This window comes from Sphingomonas sp. Leaf10, from assembly GCF_001421245.1.
Lineage (GTDB): Bacteria > Pseudomonadota > Alphaproteobacteria > Sphingomonadales > Sphingomonadaceae > Sphingomonas.
Genome location: NZ_LMKE01000012.1, coordinates 120,773 through 141,437 on the forward strand (window position 1 = coordinate 120,773; position 20,665 = coordinate 141,437).

The window sequence follows — 20,665 nt, forward strand, 5'->3', positions numbered from 1 at the left end:
GACCCGACCATTCGGTAATGGCAAACGAGCCATCCTGCCGAACTCGTTTGAACGGGAGGCTCCCACCGTTGCCCTCGATTGGGCAACGACTAGGAGCTCCGCACCTTACGCCTCGCCCGCTGCAGCCTTGCGAGGCTTGCGCCCAAGCCCGATGATCTTCGCCATTGCGCGGCGGCTCTCGCTGTAGGTCGGCGCAACCATCGGATAGTCGTCCTTGAGGCCGTAGCGTTTTCGGTAGTCATCCGGCGTCAGCCCGTGCGGGGAAAGATGCCGGCGGAGCGTCCGGTACGGCTTGCCATCAATCAGCGAAATGAGATGGTCGGGCGAAGCCAGCGACTTGCGGACCGATACGGCAGGGACGTGCTGCTCGTCGGCTGCCTCGGCCTCAACCTCGCCGGCAGCCGGCTTCTCAAGGTTCGCAAGCGTGTCATGCATGGCCTGCAGAAACGTCGGTACGTCAGCCGAAGTGGCGCGGGTATTGGAATTGCCCAGCCACGCCACCGTCAGTTCGGTGGCAAGTTCGATAGTGCTGGCAGCTTCAATCATAGATCATACTCATCAACGGGTTGTCGGGGAATGAACCGGGCGGAACTTCGGCCTGTTCGGTTCGGAAACCGGTCAGCTACAGGCTGATCTCCCGCTTCGCCATCTCTGCCTGCGCGATCTGCCGGATGGGGTTATCCGGCTTCGCCTCGAAGATGTCAGCGAGATCGAGCAGGTCATCGTTGTCAAGCGCAACAATTGCCGCCTCGACCTGCCGGAGACGCTGCTCGGTACGCTCACCCTGACCTGCGAGACGCTTCATTCTGGTTCTAAGCATTTCGGCAGTATGTGGAAGCTCGGAACGCTGCCGTCCAGCGGCAATAACGGAATGTTTCGGGCAAATGTCCCGGACTGAACGCCGGAGAAAGTATCCGGACCAAGTCGGGCAAACTGCTTCTAGGCGGCGACCCGCTGGCTGCTGGTATCAGCCCTTGCCTGTTCCGATCCGGACAGGCTTACAGGCGCCGTCCTCTGCATCGCCGACCTGTGACCTCCCTGCCCCTGCAATGTTTTTTCAGAACAAAACTTTGGCGGCGAGCGGCGCAGGAAAGCCGGTCATGCAAGGTCGCGAGTGAGCCACACTGTGGGGTCCCTCCCTATCCGAAGCGAAGCGGCTGCGGGCGCTGGAGGACGAGAACGCCAGGAGCCCGACGGTGACGATGGCCGGTTGGCGATCGGCAAACGCCTTTTTACGAAAGGCCAGCCAGCGACGACCGGTCCGCCGCCCGAAGATAATTTATGATGTTCATTTTGTTCGTCACGCTTCCGCTCACTGCGGCGACCAGAATGGCTTGCGAAATCGACCTTTCTGGTCACCGCCCCGCAATCGGACTGCCGGACGGACCGGCTTGAACGCCTCCCTTGACCTTGACCAAACGAGCGTGACCATATGACCCTAAATCCGTTGACCGGCGTAATGTACCACTGGCTTGGCGGCTTCGCCTCTGCAAGCTTCTACGTGCCGTATCGCGGCGTGAAGGGCTGGTCGTGGGAAATCTACTGGCTGACCGGCGGCTTCTTCTCCTGGATTATCGCACCCTGGTTCTTTGCCTCAGTTCAAACCAGTGACCTGCTCGGCGTTCTCTTGGCGACACCTTCGTCAACATTGCTCTGGCCGATCTTTTTTGGCGTGCTGTGGGGGTTCGGCGGGCTCGGCTACGGGCTGGTCATGCGCTATCTCGGCCTGTCGCTGGGCATGGCGGTGGTGCTGGGCCTATGTACCGTGTTCGGTACGCTGATCCCGCCGCTGTTCGCCGGGGAGTTCGCGGCCAAGCTGCTCGACACGCCAGCGGGCAACATCATCCTGCTCGGCCTGGCCCTGACGCTGGCTGGGATCGTGGTCGTTGCCAAGGCCGGCGCGAGCAAGGATCAGGCGCTGTCCCCCGAACAAAAGGCCGCCGCCGTCGCCGAGTTCGATTTCCGCAAGGGGATCGCCGTCGCGATCTTCGCCGGGATCATGTCGGCCTGCTTCGCTTTCGGCCTCGCCGCCGGCGAACCGATCAAGGCGCTGTCGGCCGCTGCCGGGACCGGCCCGCTTTGGACCGGGCTGCCGGTGCTGTGCCTTGTGATGTTCGGAGGACTGCTGACCAACGCGGTGTGGTGTACGATCCTGATCGTCCGCAACCGCAGCGGCGGCGAATGGCTCGGTCGCGGTAAGGCGGCGGGCGCGCCGATGGGCCGCAACTTCGCGCTGTGCGCGCTGGCGGGCACCGCATGGTATTTTCAGTTCTTCTTCTACACCATGGGCGAAAGCCAAATGGGCCGGTTCGGCTTCTCCAGCTGGACGCTGCACATGGCGTCAATCATCATCTTCGGCACGCTCTGGGGCTTTGCGCTGAAGGAGTGGAAGGACGCCGCACCGCGCACCCGAGCGATGGTATGGGGCGGCGTCGCGCTGCTTATCCTCGCAACGATCGTGATCGGCTATGGCAATATGGTTGGCTGACTAAGTTCCCAGACGACCCAATTGCGATCATTCAAAATGCCTCTGTCAGACTAACGTTGCATACCGATCAGACGCACGGTACGGAGCGGCGACGAGCCCACGTTCGCGAGCCAAGTCGCCCAGCCCCTTCCTTCAGTTCAAATCGTCACGGGAGGAAATCTGGCTGCTAGAGCGGTTTCCGTTATCGCTGCGTGACGTCGAAGACCTGCTGTTCGAGCGTGGAATCGACATCTGCCATGAGACGGTGCGGATGTGGTGGAACCGGTTCGGTCCGCTGTTTGCAGTTGATATCCTTCGCCAGCGCATGTCATGAATGCGCGGCTTTCGCCACTGGCGGTGACATCTCGACAAGATGTACGTGAAGGTGAACGGCCAGGTGGTCTACCTTTGGCGAGCGGTCAATCACGAGGGCGAGATCCTCAAGAGCTACAGCACCAGGACCCGCGGCAGGGACGCTGCGCTGACCTTCATGAAGAAGGCGCTCAGGCGTCGCGGCAAACCTCAAGCGATCACCACCGATGCCCTGCGTTCTACCGAGCGGCAATGAAGGAGCTTGGCAACGCCAATAAGCAGCAGATCGGCCGCTGGGCCAACAACAGGGTCGAGAACAGTCACCTGCCGTTCCAACGAAGAGAGCGTGCGATGCTGCGGTTCCGCCAGATGAAGACTCTGCAGAAGTTCGCCTCGGTCCATGCCAACGTCCACAACCACTTCAGTCTCGAACGCCATCTCACTGACCGCCAGATCTGCCGCAAACGACGCTCCGCCGCGCTGGCGGAGTGGCAGGTCCTCGCAAGCTGACACCCTGCCCTCGGCGACCCACATTCACTGCGTAGAGCGCGGTTCGCAGCAAACTGACAGCACTAAAATTGCCGTAGTCGCCATGATGACAGGCGCTGCCGACCAATTTAAGTGACTTATTCAAATATCGATTGAGTATAAGGCATTGTGCGCCAAAATAAATAGGGTGCTTTTGTTTTTACCGCCGATGAGTAACTGGAGCGGACGTTCAGGCACGTCGATGCGTCGTATCTCACGACCTTCTTTATCATAGACCCACACCTGTCCGTTAGCTACGTACAGTTCCCCGTTAGGCCCGCGCGCCACACTCTCGCCGCCTCGCGGTGCGACAACGCGAAGGTCGGCAAGTGCGCCATCGGACATAACCCGGCCGCTATAGGTCAAATTCTCTGATGCGTTGGTCAGGTACGCGCGCTCGCCGGTGCCTGCCGTTACTAGGCCGTAGCTGTCGAGCGTGTCGGACCAGCGCCAGCCCTGATGATCGTCCGGTCCCTGATTCCATACGCGGAACGCGGGGATTGCGACTGAACCGTCGGGCGACACATAGGCCTTACGCTTTGCCTCTCCGATCTTGTTCTTGAAGAAATCGGACAGCGGTGGATATTGATACGTCTTCTGGTCGATGCGATCAGCGAACTCACCATTCGCCCAAACATTGACCGGCAACGCGGTTGCGCTGCCAGCGCGCTGTGTCGTGGCCAGAATGGTCCGAACGTCGTCGGGTGCCGTGGGATCGATGCTGTAAACCGTGCCATCGCGGCCGGCGCCGGATAGCACGAGCAACCGTCCCGAGCGGTCGATCGTCAGGTTCACTGGGTCAAGCGTCGCTTGCGAAACGGTAGTCAGTCCTTCAGATGCTGACCACCCATGAATGCGCTGATGAAAGCGGTCGATGAAGTACAGCTTGCCCTTCGCATCGACTGTACCGCCTGCGATCGAGTAGAAGCCGTCAGCGAGCTTGGTTACGCCGACCGACGTTGGTACGCCGGTAGTCGTGGTCGGGCGCGGCGCGGCCTTTGGTACGTCCAGTTTTGCAAACTCCCGCTCGCGCACTTCCTGACCGGCAGTCAGGTCTTTAATGGCGTTTTCGAACGGATATTTGCTCGCCCGTACAAACGTGCCGCATCCTTCTGTGTCGCAGTGTGCATAAGCGCTCTCGGCATTCACATGGACGTTTCGAAAGCGGATCTCACCTGAATTGATCAGTCGTACGGCGGTGTCCATCGGCTTTGCAGTGCGTGTGACGCGATAACCGTGGTAGTTGGCGAAAAGAATGTTGCGGCTGTTGTGGAATTCGGTGGACACAGCATACACGCCGTCGCGCACTTCTTGTTCGGTCTGGGGAGCCAGGAACTCCCAATTCTCGACGTTTCGCAGCACTATCTCGTTTTTGAAATGGTGTTCGGCCGACAGTTCGTAGACGTGACCCGGCGTTTTGGTGTCGCTGACATAGAAGCCCGTCGAGGCGAGACCGTTTGGGGTCCAGATGGCATTGAAAGTCCCGCCGCCGCCGTCAGTTACCCAAATGCTGGCCTGTTGCCCGTCCCAGCGCGCTTCCGGGTCGATCCCGCCGCCGCTTGCCTTACCCTTGTTGTAAATGACGGGGCCATGAATGCGGACGTCGTTGATCATCGATCGTTCGCCCGCGCGCCAGATAATGTTGGACGCGCGCGGGTTCACGCCGCCCGCGTAGAGACCCAAACCATAAATGATCGCGGCGCCGCCTTTGGCGCTCTCGACCATCGCCTTCGCATTACCAACCCCGCCGAAACGTGATGCGTTGTCAGGGAGGTAGAGCTGCGTTTGGTTCGGGTGGAGTGATATCAGCACACTGTCGGGGCGGAGTTTGAGCGTATCCGAGATGCGATAACGACCAGTTGGAAGATAGACGACTCGATGGCCGTTGACTGCGCGTTGCAGGGCAGCCGTGTCGTCGGTCTCGTCGTCACCCTTTGCCCCCAGCGCACGGGCGTTGGCCCATTCGCTAACCGGCGGCAGCAGTGGCAGCGCGGGCGCAACGCGCGCCGGCGCTGCGGTAAGCGGCGTCATGGTAATGTCGGTTGCGGTCGTGCCCATCTCGCCGATACGCGGGACCTTCAGTCCGTGTGAGAAGTCGGCGACGCGCCACGACGTCCCTTGCCCTCTTATGGTGCGCCCGCTCTCGCGAAATTGGGCGAAGACCGGCGTGTTGATGCCGACCGCATTGTCGAACCCGACCTGGGTAAAAACGCTCTGTTCGCTGGAGATAACAACGCCTGCGCGGCTGACATTCTCAAACCGGACATTCTTACCCCATAGCGAGTCCGAATAGCCACGATCGATCTCGATCCCGACCGGAGTATCGCGGATTATGGTGTTGACCAGTGTCAGGTCGACTTCATGCTCGCGGATCGCGGCGTCGCGCTGGCCGGAAAACTCCGAATCGATAAGTGTGAACTGCCATGCCGGCGACGTTTTTTCGGTGACGATACCGTAGCGGCCGCCGAAGAAACGTAAATTGTCGGCTTCATTGCCCGCCTGATAAATACCTGCAAAGCCCGAGCCGAGACGGAAGTCGATGTGGCGCAGAAAACCATGCTGCGCGACGCGAAAGCGCACTGCAACGGCTCCGGCATTGCCCTTGCCGATTTCAAAATCGACATTCGCCAGCGCCGAGTAGAAGGTAGTCGAGGTTGCATCGAACACCGCGTCGTTGGCGGGCACGCTGGTAGGCGGCGGCACCGGGGGCTTGCCCGCGCGATACTGATCCTCACCGGTAAAGCTTAGCATCGCGCCAATACCCGACGCGTAGCCCGGCGTATTGTCAGCGAGGATCAAGGTGGGGCGTGTCGGCCCTACGCCAAACAGCCGCACGCCCGAACGCAGGAATATGGTGCGCGAAATGCGGTACCGACCGGAGGGCAGGAACACGACTCCTCCACCGCCGCTTTGGCGGTCGGCGGCAACCGAATCGATCGCACGCTGGATCGCGGCGGTATCGTCGGCGCGTCCGTCGCCGACGCCCCGGACCGTCGCGGCGCGGGGGTCGTCGGGCGCGCTCAAAAAAACCGACGACGATTGCGCGGCGGCAGGAATGGGGGCGACCAAGGTCGCAGCGAACAGCAGGCCGTGCACCTTCATAAGGAGGCTCCGTTTTTTGAAAAAAGCCTGGGGCAAGGCTCAACCGCACGTGCCCCAGAAAGATCAGGCGATGTCTGGCACTAGCGACTGCGCGGCGATCGCGACCTGGGTCCGATTCTGAACGTTCAGCTTGCGCATGAGCGCGGTCATATGCGCTTTGACCGTCGCCTCTGCGATCCCAAGGTCATGCGCGATCTGCTTGTTGAACTGCCCCGAACGGACGCCGTGGAGCACCCTTGCCTGAGTCGGTGTGAGTCGGACCTGCATGCTCATGTCGCGTGCTGACGGTTCTGCGGTTGCGAGCGCTACCATTGCTGCCATCTCAATGCCCTCTCTCTCCCTCGTCATACGGATCTGACGCGAGCTCGATGCTACCGGACGATCCTGCCATCCCGTTTCAGTTGATCCGAAATCGGTTGGACAGGTTTGAGTATGTCTGACTATAACCCTCTTATTCAAGAAGTTTTTTCGATCAAATTGTTTTGATCTGTTGGACAACTCGCACGATAGCGAGTGCCATAGGGAGGGTGTGATGACGCAGCATAGCATGCGTGGAGGGGCGGAATGACAGGCGGTGACGATCTGCGACTGGCAGTAGCGGCGATCGCCGGTATCGCGCTGGCGATCATACTAATCGTGCGCGGACGGCTGCACCCGTTCATCGGACTGTTGTGCGGTGCCTTTGCCGTTGGCCTGTTCGCCGGGCTGCCGCTGATCGACACGGCCAAAGCGGTGCAAAAGGGCGTTGGCGACATCATCGGTGGCACCGGCTTGGTTGTCGCGCTCGGGCTGTCGCTAGGCGCGATGCTGCATTTATCGGGCGCGGCGTCGGCATTGGCGACCAGCGCGTTGCGCCTCACCGGCGCGCGTGCGGCACCTTGGGCAACGCTTGGCATTGCCATCGTCATCGGTCTGCCGCTGTTTTTCGAAACAGGCCTTGTCCTGCTTTTGCCGATTGTGGTCGCCGCTGCCAAGGAATTGGCGATCGGTGTGACGGAGGAAGAACGCGATGCGGCAAAGCTGCGGCTCATCATGCCTGCGCTCGCCGGGCTGGGCGTCGTCCACGCACTCGTACCCCCGCATCCGGGGCCGCTGCTGGCGGTCGAGGCGCTGGGTGCCAATCTCGGCCTCACCATGTTCTATGGCGTCGCGATCGCTATACCGATCGCGATCCTCGCCGGCCCCGTGCTAGCCCACTTCGTCACTCCGGGCATCCGGCTAACCGAGCCGGTGCTGAGCGATCCGGTGACCGATCTGATCAAGCCGTCACGCGCCAGCGCGCTGTTCATCGTACTGTTGCCGATCGCACTGATCGCCAGCGGTGAACTGGCAAAGCTGGTCCCGGCGCTGAAGGATTCGACAATTTTTGCGGCGGCGGCGAACCCGGTGCTAGCGCTGCTAGTCGCCAACCTCGTCGCGCTGCCGGTGCTGTTCGGCCGGCGATTGAGCGAGGCTCCGATTCAGGAATCGATCTGGCACGAAACGATGGGTGCGGCGGGCGCGATCCTCTTGGCGATCGGTGCGGGCGGGGCGCTGAAACAGGTGCTGGTCAGCGCCGGCCTGTCCGACCTGTTGGCGCGGCTGGTGCTGATGTACCCGATCTCGCCGCTGCTGCTCGGCTGGCTTGTCGCGGTCGGAATCCGACTGGCCGCTGGCTCTGCGACCGTCGCGACGATCACCGCAGTGGGCGTGATGCCCGGCGTCGTGGCGGCGTCGGGGGCGTCACCTGAGCTGGTCGTGCTGGCGATCGGCGCAGGATCGGTGTTCTTCAGCCATGTCAACGATCCGGGCTTCTGGCTGGTAAAGGGGTATATGGGGACTAGTACAGCCGATACCTTCCGCACTTGGTCACTTCTGGAAACGGTGATTTCGGTCGCCGGCCTGATAATGGTTGCCGGTTTGAGCTACATCATCTGATCGAGAGCAGACGAGGGACAACCGTGACGGGGGAAAGACTGGCGGACCGTGCATATACGGCGATCGTCCGCATCATCGACGAGGACGACCTTGCTCCCGGCGATCGGCTGCCATCCGAGGCACGGCTGGCCGAGATGTTCGGCATGTCGCGCACCATCGTGCGCGAGGCGCTGGTCCGCCTCGCCGCCGATGGTATAACCGAGGCGCGTCGCGGGGCGGGATCCTATGTGAAGCGGCGTCCGTCCGAGCGACTGGGCGCGCACGTTCCACTCGATGGTTTGGCTGCGACGCTTGGCACATATGAAGTGCGCTTCGTGGTCGAGGCAGAGGCAGCACGCCTAGCGGCACAGCGACGCTCGCACCATGACCTCGAACGCATCGAGAAGCGGTTGGCGGCGCTGCGTGGCGCTCTGCTGTCGAGTGCGCCGGCGCATGAAGAGGACTGGCAGCTCCACCGCGCCATTTCGGAGGCGACGGGCAATGACGCCTTCGTCGCGATTTTCGACCAGTTGCAGGATGGCGTGATGCGCATTTTACGCGCCGGCGTCGACATTTCCCGCGCCCGCCCACCACAAGTGATCGAGGCGATGATGGAAGAACATGACGCGATCGTCGACGCGATCCGTACCCAGGACGGCGACGGCGCCGCGCTGGCGATGCGCTGGCATTTGTCGCAGGGACGCAAGCGGTTGATGCCTTAGACCGCGGTCCTGTTAACGGCGCGATCGAGAACCGCGTCGCGCAAACGGGTGATTGACCACGAACAGGGCAACACCACGGCATTCTCGTCAGCCGCGGGACGTTCGAGCGTAGCGAGCTGGCTGTCGAGCAGGCTAGGGGGCATATAATGCCCCCTGCGCCGGCTAAGCCGCTCAGCGAACGCCGCACGATCGCCATCGAGCAGTATGAACATCAGCGGCACACCAGCCGCCTGTTCTAGTCGCTCCCGATAGCTGCGCTTCAGCGCCGAACAGGCGGCAACCGCGATCCCATCGCTCCGTACCGCTTCACCGATTGCCGCGCCAAGCCGATCGAGCCACGGCCAGCGGTCCAGGTCATTGAGTGGATGGCCCGCCCGCATCTTTGCGACATTAGCTTCGCCGTGAAACGAATCTCCTTCGAACCCGACGCATCCCAGCGCTTTGCCAAGGTGGCGCATCAACGTCGATTTCCCACATCCGCAAACGCCCATCACCACGATGGCGCAGCGCGGCAGGGCGGTAATGATCGAACGCGGTGGCAGCAGATTCTTCCTTTTTCCAAGCCGGTCGGGGTCCTTCGTAGGTGTTGCCTGTTCCGGCAGGCGCTGACCACCGCGACCTTGGTCGCGGTCACGCGGATAACCGGTCGTGCTAAAGGACGGCGGTTACATGGTGGTGAAGGATGTTTCGATGGGCAGAGTTGCAATCTCGATCTGGAGCGGCCTGATGCTCGCCGCGTTGCCCGTCGGTGCCGCCGCTGCACAGTCGGCGCGGGGGCAATCGGTGTTTCAAACAGCGCCGGACGACCCCCGAGCAATTACGGTCAGGGCAACTGGCAATGGCATCGCCGACGACAGCGCGGCGCTGCAGCAGGCACTCGACGCTGCGTCGTTGAAGCCGGGCGGCGGGATCGTGTTCCTACCCCCGGGACGATACCGCATTACCCGTACCCTCTTCATCTGGCCGGGCGTGCGCTTGTTTGGCGTTGGTCGCACCCGGCCGGTGCTGACGCTTTTAGCGAACACGCTCGGCTTCCAGCGCGGCGTCAGGACGATGGTGCTGTTTGCCGGTAACAACCCGCGTGGGATAACGCTCGACAATTGGGGCAATCCGGTCAAGGGCGCGCCGACCGTCCCGGTGCCGCCGCCGAACAGCGTGCCGTTCGACGCGAGCATCGCCGACGCCAATTCGGGCACCTTCTATTCCGCGCTGTCGAACGTCGATTTCGAGATCGGTGAGGGCAATCCGGCGGCTACGGCCGTACGCCAGCATACCGCTCAGCACACCTATCTAGCCCATATCGACTTCCGCCTCGGTTCGGCGTTGGCGGGCGTGTACCAGGTCGGCAATCTTGGCATGGACCTCCATTTCTTTGGCGGGCGTTATGGCATCCTCGCCGAAAAGACGTCGCCAGCGTGGCAGTACACCCTTCTGGATTCGACCTTCGACAGGCAGCGCGACGCCGCGATCCGTGAACACGACGCGAGCTTCACCCTCGTCAACACGGTGATTCGCAACACGCCCGTAGGGATCGATATCGATCGTGGGCATAGCGACCGGTTATGGGGCAGCGACGTCCGGTTCGAGAATGTGAGCCAAGCCGGCGTCTTCATTAGCAACGAAGGCAGCGTCTTTACCCAGATCGGCTTCGCTGACGCACTCGCCAGCAGCACGCCGACCTTTGCGCGTTTCCGCGACAGCGGGCGGACAGTGGTCGGCAAGGGGCCAAGCTATCGCGTGAACGAGTTCACCTATGGACTAACCCTCGGCGGCCTGAACCAGCCCGGAACTTATGAGACCCGTTTCAACGCTGCTGCCGTCACCAACCTGCCTAAACGTCGAGACCCAGCGATCCGCGCGCTGCCGCCGGTGTCGGATTGGGTCGACGTACGGACTCTCGGGGTGAACGGCGATAACATGGCCGACGATACGCAGGCGATCCAGCGCGCGATCAACCGGCACCGCGTGCTGTACTTCCCCGCCGGCTTTTACCGTGTCACCGACACGTTGAAGCTGCGCCCCGACAGCGTTCTAATCGGGCTGCACCCTGGCATGACCCAGATCGTACTGCCCGACGACTTGCCCAATTACCGCGGCGTGGGATCGCCCAAAGCCCTGATCGAAAGCGCCAAGGGCGGCGATGCGATCGTCAGCGGCTTGGGGCTATTTACCGGCGGCGTCAATCCGCGTGCCACGGCACTGCTGTGGCGGGCTGGCGAACGCTCGCTGGTTGACGATGTGAAGTTCCAGGGCGGACACGGCACCACCTTGGCCGATGGCACCCGGTTCGAACCGTACAATTCCAATCATACCGCCGATGCCGATGTGACGAAGCGGTGGGATGGACAGTTTTCGAGCCTGTGGGTCACCGACAATGGCGGTGGTACCTTCAACGGGTTGTGGACACCAAATACCTATGCCTATGCCGGGCTCTATGTCTCTAACACGAGCACTCCCGGCTATGTGTACGAGATGTCGGCCGAGCATCATGCCCGCGCGGAAATCGTGCTGGACAGCGTGCGCAACTGGAGCTTCTTCGCCCCCCAGACCGAGGAGGAAGCGGGCGAGAGCCGCAACGCCGTCGCACTGGAGGTCCGCAATTCGCGCAACATCCTGTTCGCCAACTTCCACGGCTACCGCGTCACCCGCTCGATCCAGCCCGCCCCATCGGCGGTGAAGCTGTACGGTTCGAGCAACATTCGTTTCCGCAACGTCCATGTGAACGCAGAGAGCGGTTTCGCGACCTGCGACGACAATGGCTGCGGTACCTATCTGCGGGCGAGCAAATATCCCTTTGCCAACGCACTGACAGATGTGACGCGCGGCGGTGACGTGCGCGAGCGGGAGTTCGCGGTACTCGATATCAGCGATGCAACCAGCATGACGCCGGCCACCCAGTCGATAACACCGGTCACGAAGCTGGCCGATGGCTTCTACTCGATCGGCGGCGCGGCAGTCGATCAAAGCGGGAAGCTATATTTCATCGACCGGATGTTCCAGCGCATCCACGGCTGGAGCGATACGGCGCGGCTGTCGGTCGTTGCCGACGCGCCGCTCAACGCGGTCAATTTAGCGGTCGACGCGTCCGGCGACTTGCTGGTCATGTCGTCGGACGGACCGGGAACCACGGTCTATGCGATCGACCCGAAGAGTCCGAACGCAGTTCGCCCGATCGCGCCGACGGTCGCATCCAACGGATCGCGCGCCCGCGTCGCGGTGCCCGGCAGCTTCTGGAACAATGGTGAGTTTCGCGACCAGTACGACCCGGCGCACGACCGGTTCACGACGCTTCCCGAAATGTTCGCGCGTGATTTGGCCGCGCCCAAGTCGCGCGAATATGTCTCACCCGACGGCAGCCTGGTCCTGCCCGCCTACCGCGTGTGGCAGCAGGGACCGACCAACCATCTCGGCTGGCGCTTCTCCGACCTGCTCGACACTTACGGCTGGGTGACGGGCAAGGCCGGCGAGCGGATCCATGTCGTCAACGCGTCAGAGAACCGCACCTATACCGGGCTATTGGGATTGCGTGGGGTCATCAGCGACCTCAAACCCTTCGCCCCGCGTGGCGGGGAGAGCGTGGCGACCGGTCCCGATGGCCGTGTCTATATCGCGAACGGACAGGTGTTCGTTTACGACGGCGCAGGTGTCGAAGTAGGCCGCATCGACGTCCCCGACCGCCCGCTCCAACTGCTGTTCGGCGGTCAGGACAAGCGGACGCTCTACATCCTGACGCATCACGCCCTCTACTCTGCGCAACCCTGACGGGAGCTTGCCGCCAATACCCGAGACCATGGTCGTAGATGTTAGCGCGAACAACATCCGCTACAATCGAATCAACGGTCTGCTCCCAGCGGGATGACGGACCGGCCATGAACTTAGGGGTAGTATGATGCATCGTTTTTCGTCTGATCGCTGTCGCTTGGGAACTGCGACGAGCCTGTTTGCCCTTGCCTGCGCACTCGGCGCCGCACCCGCGTTCGCACAGGACGTGCCGAACGTAGCGACAGCTGCCCAGCAGGAGGTGCCGGCAACAGCCGAGCAGGACCGCGACGCATCCGACATCGTCGTCACCGGCAGCCGCATCGTCGCCAACGGCTTCAACGCGCCCACGCCTACCACCGTGCTCGGCGAGGAGCAGATCGCGAACAACGCCCAGCCGAACATCTTCAACACCATCCAGCAGTTGCCCTCGCTGCAGGGATCGACCGGCGCATCGACCGGCACCTTCAGCACGTCGAGCGGCACGCAGGGCCTCAGTTCCTTCTCGCTGCGCGGGCTTCAGCCGATCCGGACGCTGACCCTGCTCGATGGCCAGCGCGTCGTCGGCGCCAACGTGACCGGCGTTCCCGACATCAGCATGTTCCCGCAGCTGCTCGTCAAGCGCGTCGACATCGTCAACGGCGGCGCTTCGGCATCCTACGGATCGGACGCGGTCGGCGGTGTCGTCAACTTCATCACCGACACCCGGTTCAGGGGCTTCAAAGCGAACGTCCTCGGCAGCATCACCACCTATGGTGATGACAAGACAGCGCTGTTCCAGGCGGCGTACGGCACGTCGCTGTTCGATGATCGCCTGCACCTGATCGTGAGTGGTGAATACGACCATGAGGGTGGGGTCGGTCCCGGCAATTACGGCATCGACCTCGCCGGCCGTCGTGACTGGCATCGCGCGTCGACGTTGCTCAACACCGGGATCACCAGCGGACCCGGTCCGCAGTTCATCTATTCCGATTTCGCGCAGCCTTATCAGTACGCGAAGTACGGTCTGATCAACAACGGCCCGCTTCAAGGTATCGCGTTCGACGCGAACGGCACGCCTGTCAATTTTAACTACGGATCGGGCGGCGTGCCGCTGGGTAATGGCCGGGTATCGAACTGCTTCCCCGGCAATAGCTTCTGCGTCGGGGGCGATTTGTCCGGTGCGCCGGGGTCCAGCGCATCGCTGAAGTCCAAGCTGGAGCGGATCAACGGCTATGGCCGGATTGGCTACGACCTCGACGCCACCAACGAGCTATACGCGACGTTCAATATCGCTCAGGTTCAAACCAGCAACCAACCGAGCCCCGGCTATAACCGCCCCAACCTGACTGTCCAGTGCGCCAACCCGTTCCTGCCGCAATCGATCCGCGATCGGTGCGCGACGGCCGGGATCACATCGTTCAACTTCGGATCGAGCAACGGACAGCTGCCCAACCAGCTCGTCCAGACCGATCGCGACCAGTATCGCTTCGTCGTCGGCGCCAAGGGCAAGTTCGGGGTGGCCGGTACCGACTGGACCTATGACGCCTATTACCAGCGCGGCACGACAAAGGTCGCGATCGATGTCGACCGGATCGTGCTCCAGCCGCGCTATGTCGCGGCGACCAACGCGGTTCTGCTGAACGGCGTGGTCGTCTGCGCCGACGAACGCGCCCGCGCGTTGGGATGTCAGCCGATAAACATCTTCGGCAATTTCCGACCGAGCCAGGCCGCGCTCGACTATATCACGCCGCAGGCCGGACCATTACAGCGCACGACGCTGAAGCAGGACGTCGCCAGCCTCAACTTCTCTGGCCAACCCGTCGACCTGTGGGCGGGGCCGCTGTCGATCGCGTTTGGTGGCGAATATCGCCGCGAATATTACAGGGTGCGTGGCGACGCCTATGGCGCGGGCGTGGCGGAGGTCAGCCCGAACAATGCGCTCTACCCCGCCGATCCTTTGCTGAATTCGGCGCAGGGCAGCAACTGGGCGGCCGGCAACTACAAGAACGGCACCGGCAAATATGACGTCCTGGAAGGCTTCATCGAAGCCAATCTGCCGCTAGTCGACAGCGAGGAGGCGGGCCGCGCCAATCTCAACGCCGCCGCGCGCCTGACCGATTACAGCACGTCGGGCACGATTTGGGCGTGGAAGGTCGGCGGCACCTGGACCACGCCGTTCGACGGGCTCACGCTGCGCGCAGTCACGTCGCGCGACGTGCGTGCACCGAACCTGTCGGAACTGTTCGCCGCACCGACGGTCACGACGTTGCCGAGCTTCAACGATCCGTTCCGCAACGTTGCGGTACAGGTGTTCCAAAACACGGTCGGCAACCCTAACCTGCGACCCGAAACTGCGCGCGATACCGAACTCGGCATCGTCTATGCGCGGCCGTCGTGGCTGCCAGGGTTGAGCCTGTCGGTGGACTATTACCAGATCAAGCTGAGCGGTGTCGTTTCTAGCTTGTCCCCAGACCAGATTGTCCGCTTCTGCTTCGAAGGGGATCAAACCTTCTGCGGCGGGTTCCAGCTTGACGGTCCGCAGGGCAGCAACTTCGTCAACGTCCAACCCTTCAACCTCGCATCGTGGAAGACGAGCGGCTTCAACCTGGAGGCAAGCTATCAATGGCGGCAGCCGCTCGGCCTACCGGGCAACTTCACGGTCCGCGCGCTCGGCACGCATGTGCGGGAGTTCATCGTCGATGCCGGTATCGCCGGCGTTGCAACCCGCGACGATGCCGGTGCGAACAGCGGTGCCATCCCCGACTGGAAATGGCTGGCGACGCAGACTTACGACAGCGGTCGCCTTACCTTGACGGTGCAGGAACGTTGGTTCTCCGACGGCGTGTTCAACAATAACTACGTCGTCTGCCAGACCACCTGCCCGGTTTCAACCGGCAACTATAACACGGTCAGCTACAACAGGATGAAAGGCGAGTTTTACCTCGATCTTGGCGCTTCGTTCAAAATCACCGAAAACGCCGTCCTCTACGGTAAAATCGATAACGTCATGGATAACGATCCGACTCCGTCACCGCAAACTAACACTGGCCTAGATGTGAACCCGGCACTCTATGAGACGCTCGGGCGGACCTACCGAGCAGGAATTCGTTTTAATTTTTAGCATGACGTCATCGAACAAACTGTGCTGACTGATTGTCCGGTAGTTAAGGCTACGGGTAGACTTGCGCGGTTTCCGCGCGAGTCCGTCAATCAGTCCGTTTTGCTGCTTCAATGCATAGACCAAGTTGGTTAAACTGTCGGTATTAATGTACGAGCGCTTTCCGCTATAGTCGAGTAAAGTGAAGAACCTACTGGTCGAGTGCGTATTCAACATTTTCCACGAGGCGATCCGGCTATAGTGGAACCGTTTTGACCCGATGCTCGCAGGCGATATCCATAAACGGCGGGTCAGCTAAATGCGTGGGATCCGCCGATAACGCGGGCACCTCGACGAGGTGTCGCAAAACCGAAAGGCGAAATGGTTTACCTCCGGCGTGCAGTGAACGTTGTTCGCAAAAGTGAATCTGCATCAAGTAGAGAGCGGTTCGCGTCAGACTGATAGCACCGCCACTTAGTCGCCTGACATTCGCTTTAGAGGCGAAAGGACCGACAATCGGCGCAGATCTGCAATCCGTTTGACTTGATCCGTACCACGGAGACGCACTGAGGCGACTAGAGAACGCCGTTTCTCGCCTCGATTCTCCGTCAGTCGAAGACGCAGTACGCATTCTGGTTCGCCGCAAAGCGTCTGTAGGGCGATCCCTCTCCTGTGTTTGCAATGGCCGTAATTTTTTCTGCCGCATTGCCAAGCTCGATTCAGCAATCGGAGGCCACCCAAGTCATCCAGGAATATTAGAATATTTTGCCATCGGTGCCGATACCCCCGTCCGTTTTGCAGGTGACATTGCAGGAGCAGAACAGGGCATCAGCACGGCAAACTGCAGGCCGATTTCGATACCATACAGGCCTGCCGGACTGATTCGGGCAAAAGTTGCATTACATGCAGAAAGTGGCAGATTCCGTAGCGATTGCACGGAGACGGATGGACTATGCAGTTAAACCTGCGCTGGCGGCGTCGGGACATCATTAATCCCGAGGACAGTCGCTATCAGCTGTTCGATATCCGCGTCACTGTCGGAGCGGAGTACCTGTCCGAAGGGATCTCCCGGGTGAGGAGCGGCGACCGAGCCATCGTGCGTCACTGACGCCTCACCCGGTGTGGCTGCACGACTTTCCGCGCACTGGATGGCAAGCCGGATGAAAGGGAGAGCCGAGACCCGACGGCTGGTCTGTCCCGTTGCCAGTCTGCGTACCAGCACCTCGAACAGCGGCAGCGTTCGCAGACGTTCCCCAGTGCGGCTGACCCGGACCGGTGCGCTGGCTATTGCCATGACGGTATCGTTGAACGCCTCACTGTCAATCGGTGTCCAAAAAGGACCCCCTTCGTCAAGCAGCGTGACGGGTATGACGGGCGCACCGTTCGCGCTGGTTGCGGCGTAGGGCGGGCGTAGCCCGACCGGAGGCGCAACCAGCGCGAAGCGTTCTCTGCCGGCGGTCCTGGGCGTCAACTGCGGTGCTTGAAGCGCCAGCTGTCATTGCCCGTCTCGACGATGTCGCAATGGTGGGTAATGCGGTCGAGCAGCGCGGTGGTCTTCTTGGGGTCGCCAAAGACGGTCGGCCACTCGCCAAAGGCGAGGTTCGTGGTCACGATGACCGAGGTCTGCTCGTAGAGCTTGCTGACGAGGTGGAAGAGCAGTTGGCCGCCCGAGCGGGCGAACGGCAGGTAGCCAAGCTCGTCGAGCACCACCAGATCGAGCCGGGAGAGCTGGGCTGCCAGCGTGCCGGCCTTGCCAAGACGCGTTTCCTCCTCAAGCCGGTTCACCAGGTCCACCGTGTTGAAGTAGCGTCCGCGGGCGCCGGCTCGTACCACATTGGCAGTGATGGCGGTGGCGAGATGCGTCTTGCCGGTGCCCGTTCCACCGACCAGCACGACGTTGCGTCGGCCCGGAAGAAACGAGCCGCTGTACAGCGAGCGCACCAGTCCCTCGTTGATGGGAGTGTCGCCGAAGACGAAGGCGTCGAGGTCCTTCACCGCGGGCAACCTGGCGGCCGACATCCGGTAACGGACCGAGGCTGCATGGCGGTGCGTCGCCTCGGCACGCAGTAGGTCGGTCAGGACCTCCATGGTCGTGCGCTTGCGCTGGAGACCGGTAGTGACCGCCTCGTCGAAAGCGCCAGCCATGCCCTTCAGCCCCAACTCGGTCATGGCCGTCATCATCTCATGCCGCTGCATGGAGACCTCGCAGGCTGTCATAGCGGTTGCAGTCGGCGCGGGGCGGATGGCGCAGCGCCAAGTCTTCTGGCGTGACAATAGTCAGCGGTCGCGGCGGTTCGCGCCGGCGGGCCAGGATGTTGACGATGACGTCGTCGCTGGCGACGCCGGCCAGCAATGCTTCGCGCACGGCCGCTTCCACCGCCTCGAGTCCGTCGTCGAGCACCGCGGCCAGCACCCGCACGAACCGCCGGTCGGCATCGTCACCGACGCCAAGCTTGCGCCGCAGTCGTGCCAGCGCAGGCGGCAGCTCCCAGCCCTGGAACGGCGCGCCGTTCCGCAGGGCGCCCGGCTTGGTCGCCAACACCGGCAGATAATGCCACGGGTCGTAGATGGTCCGGTCCCGGCCGAAAAACCGGGGATGGTCGGCGACGACTTCCCCGTCGCAGCGCACGACGATGCGGTCGGCATAGCCGATGCGAACGGACGCCCCTTGAGCTTCTTTATGACCGCCGGGCAGGTCAGCGACTACACCGGTGCGGCCGCGTTGCTGGACGACCTGCCGAAGGCTCAGTGGCTGCTAGGTGACCGCGGCTACGACGCCGACTGGTTCAGGGATGCGCTCCAGGCCAAGGGCATCCAACCCTGCATCCCAGGGCGGCGGTCCCGCAACGAGCCGGTCAGGTACGACATAGTCGATCGTCAGTTCGACGGTGATGTCGGGATTGCGCCGATGCGAGAGTGATTGATGGTCGACACATTGCCGATGCTGACAGGCCGAAGCGATCTGAGCAACCACTGACGCCCGCGCCGCGGGGCCGATACGCGTCAGGCCGGACGCTTACTCCGGTTCTGGGGACCGGCGATATTGACCTGAATGTCGGTAATTGGGTCGTGCCCGCCGAAACGAGGCGAGCCAGTGAGATTTCAGATGGCCCGGCCATGCGCACAGGTTAGCGCTCGAAGTCGAAGCGCGCCTGTAGCAGAATGGTAGAGGCGAAAGCGGCAACCGGGCTGGGCACGATGCTACACATGAATGATAGCGACTACGCGCACTATTTTTTCGATGACTATGATCTCGAGGCGCAGCTGATCGCCATCCGCGGCTTTCTCGGCGGGGCGCGTAAGCATGAGAATGAAGAGAACGCCGAGATTAAGGCGCTTGCGCAGCGGGCCAGGGAGATCGGCAGCGAGCGTCTAGTTGGCATGTATACCGACAGCGTGCATGCCTCGGTGTATAGCGACGCGGCGCGCAGTGCCGCTGCTGTGGGCGTGCTAGCGCCGTTCGTTGAGAATTTGTTCACCGGCATCTTCCGAGGCATCGGCCAACAGGAAGACAATTATCTCGGGCGCGATAAGGACACGAAGCGCTCGAAGCTATCGCGGGCGCATTTCTGGGATCCACATTTCAGCTTCACCTCGAATGAGGTGAGGACGAATCTGATCGACGGCATCTTGCAGCTCGCCGACGCATCTAAACTCGCGCCGCGACTGCCGGCCGACACACGCAAAGTGCTCGAGGCATTATTCGAATATCGCAATGGCATGCTCCACAGCGGATTTGAATGGCCGCCTGAGCGGCGCGAGAGGTTTGCCGAACGCGTGCGCAGCTGGAACGCTTCCTGGTTCATCAGCGCGCAATCGGGCGGCAAGCCCTGGGTCTGGTATATGTCCGATCTGTTCATCATTCGCGTGCTCGCCTTCATCGACGAGGTAATTGCGGCCGCCGGACAGCATGCCCGCGAGACTTACTTTCCATCAACTTAATGTTGCGAGCTGCAAGTGATCCGCAGCGGCTGCGGCAGCTATTGCAGGTGAGAAAAGCTTTAAAGGGTAGTTAAGCGGATTGCAGGTTGGAGCCTCTACAAGGCAATCATCCGGCCGCCTTAATCAAAGCAGCGAGCTGAACGTACGGCGGGTTTGGGTGAGCTGTTAGGGAAGCCTGAATGCCGTCTTTTGGGTCTGCCGCGGCCGTAGGGGAGGGCGGCCGCTCCCGACCAGCTCAAGCCGTTCCGGCGAAGCCCCAAAAATGTCGGCTTACGCCGGAACCGGTCATTATAGGCCCTGACATTCAAAAACGGGCACTCCAGGCGCCAATGATGGCGCGTGGAGTGCGTTTCGAGCCGACGAAAGGCCCTCAAAGCGGCTGGCTTGTGATCGCTCCGGCCACGTTGGTTGCCTTGACGTCCTGGCCGATTGCGACTGCGGTCACCGCCGACTTCTGGTGGACCGTGATGGTCGCGTCCCGACCGACGTTGACGTCACCCATGATGGCGCCGGAGTAGTTTCCGGCGATTGCGCGCTGGCCGATCGCCACCGCAGTCACCGCGCTATCCTGCTGGACCGAAATTGTCGCGTCGCGGCCAACCGAAACGCCACCGCCGGTGCGCGCCTCTGCTTGGGTCGTGGCCGAAGCCAGCGCCAGCAGGGCGATTCCGAAGAACATATTCCGCATCTTGGAAGCTCCCATTAGAGGCCCAATTACCTCACCAATCAGCATGGAAGGGAGAATGCGTGACACCGGCAAAAAGCTGATGCAGCACCGGGCGAAGCGCTGACGATCCAGAGCGGATCGCCCACGCCTTTGTCACAGGATACCTTGCCCCTCGCAGTTGGCACTAGCGC

Annotated in this window: 14 protein-coding genes and 3 pseudogenes; 9 read left to right on the top strand and 8 right to left on the bottom strand. The window is 61.8% G+C overall.

Annotation, left to right across the window (positions count from 1 at the left end; translation table 11 throughout):
• Positions 1–105: 105 nt before the first annotated feature.
• Together ASE59_RS10555 and ASE59_RS10560 are read right to left on the bottom strand one after the other, a co-directional pair.
• Positions 106–546 (bottom strand): MucR family transcriptional regulator, encoded by a 441-nt coding sequence (locus ASE59_RS10555; protein WP_056455850.1) that lies wholly within the window; start codon positions 544–546, stop codon positions 106–108.
• A 76-nt stretch (positions 547–622) separates the two neighbouring features.
• On the bottom strand, positions 623–805 hold the full coding sequence (locus ASE59_RS10560) for a hypothetical protein (RefSeq protein ID WP_056455852.1): 183 nt from the start codon (positions 803–805) through the stop codon (positions 623–625).
• Between the two features lie 627 nt (positions 806–1,432).
• On the opposite strand from ASE59_RS10560, the gene rhaT reads away from it, so the two are divergent.
• Complete coding sequence (gene rhaT, locus ASE59_RS10565; protein ID WP_056455854.1) at positions 1,433–2,488, top strand: L-rhamnose/proton symporter RhaT; 1,056 nt, start codon at positions 1,433–1,435, stop codon at positions 2,486–2,488.
• A 352-nt stretch (positions 2,489–2,840) separates the two neighbouring features.
• Positions 2,841–3,289 (top strand): annotated as a pseudogene (locus ASE59_RS10570) (DDE-type integrase/transposase/recombinase).
• Positions 3,290–3,409: 120 nt separating this feature from the next.
• On the opposite strand, the gene ASE59_RS10575 reads toward ASE59_RS10570, so the two are convergent.
• Positions 3,410–6,409: a glycosyl hydrolase family 28-related protein gene (locus tag ASE59_RS10575; protein WP_056455856.1), complete on the bottom strand. Its 3,000-nt coding sequence runs from the start codon at positions 6,407–6,409 to the stop codon at positions 3,410–3,412.
• 63 nt (positions 6,410–6,472) lie between these two features.
• Complete coding sequence (locus ASE59_RS10580) at positions 6,473–6,721, bottom strand: helix-turn-helix domain-containing protein (RefSeq protein WP_056455908.1); 249 nt, start codon at positions 6,719–6,721, stop codon at positions 6,473–6,475.
• A 252-nt stretch (positions 6,722–6,973) separates the two neighbouring features.
• Here ASE59_RS10580 and ASE59_RS10585 point away from each other — a divergent pair, with 252 nt between their 5' ends.
• Both ASE59_RS10585 and ASE59_RS10590 read left to right on the top strand, forming a co-directional pair.
• Positions 6,974–8,326: a gluconate:H+ symporter gene (locus tag ASE59_RS10585; RefSeq protein WP_056455858.1), complete on the top strand. Its 1,353-nt coding sequence runs from the start codon at positions 6,974–6,976 to the stop codon at positions 8,324–8,326.
• A 23-nt stretch (positions 8,327–8,349) separates the two neighbouring features.
• A complete protein-coding gene (locus ASE59_RS10590) occupies positions 8,350–9,027 on the top strand; it encodes a FadR/GntR family transcriptional regulator (RefSeq protein WP_056455860.1) in 678 nt (225 codons plus the stop codon).
• On the opposite strand, the gene ASE59_RS10595 is transcribed toward ASE59_RS10590, so the two are convergent.
• Positions 9,024–9,518 (bottom strand): gluconokinase, encoded by a 495-nt coding sequence (locus ASE59_RS10595; RefSeq protein ID WP_082458251.1) that lies wholly within the window; start codon positions 9,516–9,518, stop codon positions 9,024–9,026. The two genes, ASE59_RS10590 and ASE59_RS10595, sit on opposite strands and share 4 nt — an antisense overlap.
• Before the next feature lie 199 nt (positions 9,519–9,717).
• Between ASE59_RS10595 and ASE59_RS10600 the strand changes: the two genes are divergently transcribed.
• From ASE59_RS10600 to ASE59_RS20100, 3 genes are all read left to right on the top strand, one after another.
• Positions 9,718–12,789 (top strand): glycosyl hydrolase family 28-related protein, encoded by a 3,072-nt coding sequence (locus tag ASE59_RS10600; RefSeq protein ID WP_082458265.1) that lies wholly within the window; start codon positions 9,718–9,720, stop codon positions 12,787–12,789.
• Positions 12,790–13,147: 358 nt separating this feature from the next.
• Positions 13,148–15,889 carry a TonB-dependent receptor domain-containing protein gene (locus ASE59_RS10605; protein ID WP_414899175.1) on the top strand — a complete coding sequence of 914 codons (2,742 nt, stop codon included), beginning with the start codon at positions 13,148–13,150 and terminating at the stop codon, positions 15,887–15,889.
• 928 nt (positions 15,890–16,817) lie between these two features.
• A complete protein-coding gene (locus ASE59_RS20100; RefSeq protein WP_162235304.1) occupies positions 16,818–16,973 on the top strand; it encodes a hypothetical protein in 156 nt (51 codons plus the stop codon).
• 359 nt (positions 16,974–17,332) lie between these two features.
• Here ASE59_RS20100 and istB read toward each other — a convergent pair whose 3' ends face one another.
• Both istB and ASE59_RS19815 read right to left on the bottom strand, forming a co-directional pair.
• A complete protein-coding gene (gene istB / locus ASE59_RS10610) occupies positions 17,333–18,061 on the bottom strand; it encodes an IS21-like element helper ATPase IstB (RefSeq protein WP_056455868.1) in 729 nt (242 codons plus the stop codon).
• A pseudogene (locus tag ASE59_RS19815) lies at positions 18,048–18,536 on the bottom strand (IS21 family transposase); the annotation flags it as partial. The gene istB and the pseudogene ASE59_RS19815, both read right to left, overlap by 14 nt.
• On the opposite strand from ASE59_RS19815, the pseudogene ASE59_RS19820 reads away from it, so the two are divergent.
• Together ASE59_RS19820 and ASE59_RS10625 are read left to right on the top strand one after the other, a co-directional pair.
• Positions 18,510–18,731: pseudogene (locus ASE59_RS19820) on the top strand (transposase); the annotation flags it as partial. The pseudogenes ASE59_RS19815 and ASE59_RS19820 overlap by 27 nt on opposite strands.
• A 341-nt stretch (positions 18,732–19,072) precedes the next feature.
• Positions 19,073–19,807, top strand: coding sequence for a hypothetical protein (locus ASE59_RS10625; RefSeq protein WP_056455870.1), 735 nt, complete (start codon positions 19,073–19,075; stop codon positions 19,805–19,807).
• 370 nt (positions 19,808–20,177) lie between these two features.
• Here the strand turns inward: ASE59_RS10625 and ASE59_RS10630 are convergent, their stop codons facing one another.
• Positions 20,178–20,495 (bottom strand): hypothetical protein, encoded by a 318-nt coding sequence (locus tag ASE59_RS10630; RefSeq protein ID WP_156360024.1) that lies wholly within the window; start codon positions 20,493–20,495, stop codon positions 20,178–20,180.
• Positions 20,496–20,665 lie beyond the last annotated feature (170 nt).

Excerpts from the sequence above, each read along its gene's own strand:
- ASE59_RS10585 (WP_056455858.1), top strand. The coding sequence starts at position 6,974 with ATGACAGGCGGTGACGATCTGCGACTGGCAGTAGCGGCGATCGCCGGT.
- ASE59_RS10575 (WP_056455856.1), bottom strand. The coding sequence starts at position 6,409 with ATGAAGGTGCACGGCCTGCTGTTCGCTGCGACCTTGGTCGCCCCCATT.
- rhaT (WP_056455854.1), top strand. The coding sequence starts at position 1,433 with ATGACCCTAAATCCGTTGACCGGCGTAATGTACCACTGGCTTGGCGGC.
- ASE59_RS10625 (WP_056455870.1), top strand. The coding sequence starts at position 19,073 with ATGAATGATAGCGACTACGCGCACTATTTTTTCGATGACTATGATCTC.
- istB (WP_056455868.1), bottom strand. The coding sequence starts at position 18,061 with ATGCAGCGGCATGAGATGATGACGGCCATGACCGAGTTGGGGCTGAAG.
- ASE59_RS10630 (WP_156360024.1), bottom strand. The coding sequence starts at position 20,495 with ATGCGGAATATGTTCTTCGGAATCGCCCTGCTGGCGCTGGCTTCGGCC.
- ASE59_RS10580 (WP_056455908.1), bottom strand. The coding sequence starts at position 6,721 with ATGGTAGCGCTCGCAACCGCAGAACCGTCAGCACGCGACATGAGCATG.
- ASE59_RS20100 (WP_162235304.1), top strand. The coding sequence starts at position 16,818 with ATGCAGTTAAACCTGCGCTGGCGGCGTCGGGACATCATTAATCCCGAG.
- ASE59_RS10595 (WP_082458251.1), bottom strand. The coding sequence starts at position 9,518 with ATGGGCGTTTGCGGATGTGGGAAATCGACGTTGATGCGCCACCTTGGC.
- ASE59_RS10600 (WP_082458265.1), top strand. The coding sequence starts at position 9,718 with ATGGGCAGAGTTGCAATCTCGATCTGGAGCGGCCTGATGCTCGCCGCG.
- ASE59_RS10560 (WP_056455852.1), bottom strand. The coding sequence starts at position 805 with ATGAAGCGTCTCGCAGGTCAGGGTGAGCGTACCGAGCAGCGTCTCCGG.
- ASE59_RS10555 (WP_056455850.1), bottom strand. The coding sequence starts at position 546 with ATGATTGAAGCTGCCAGCACTATCGAACTTGCCACCGAACTGACGGTG.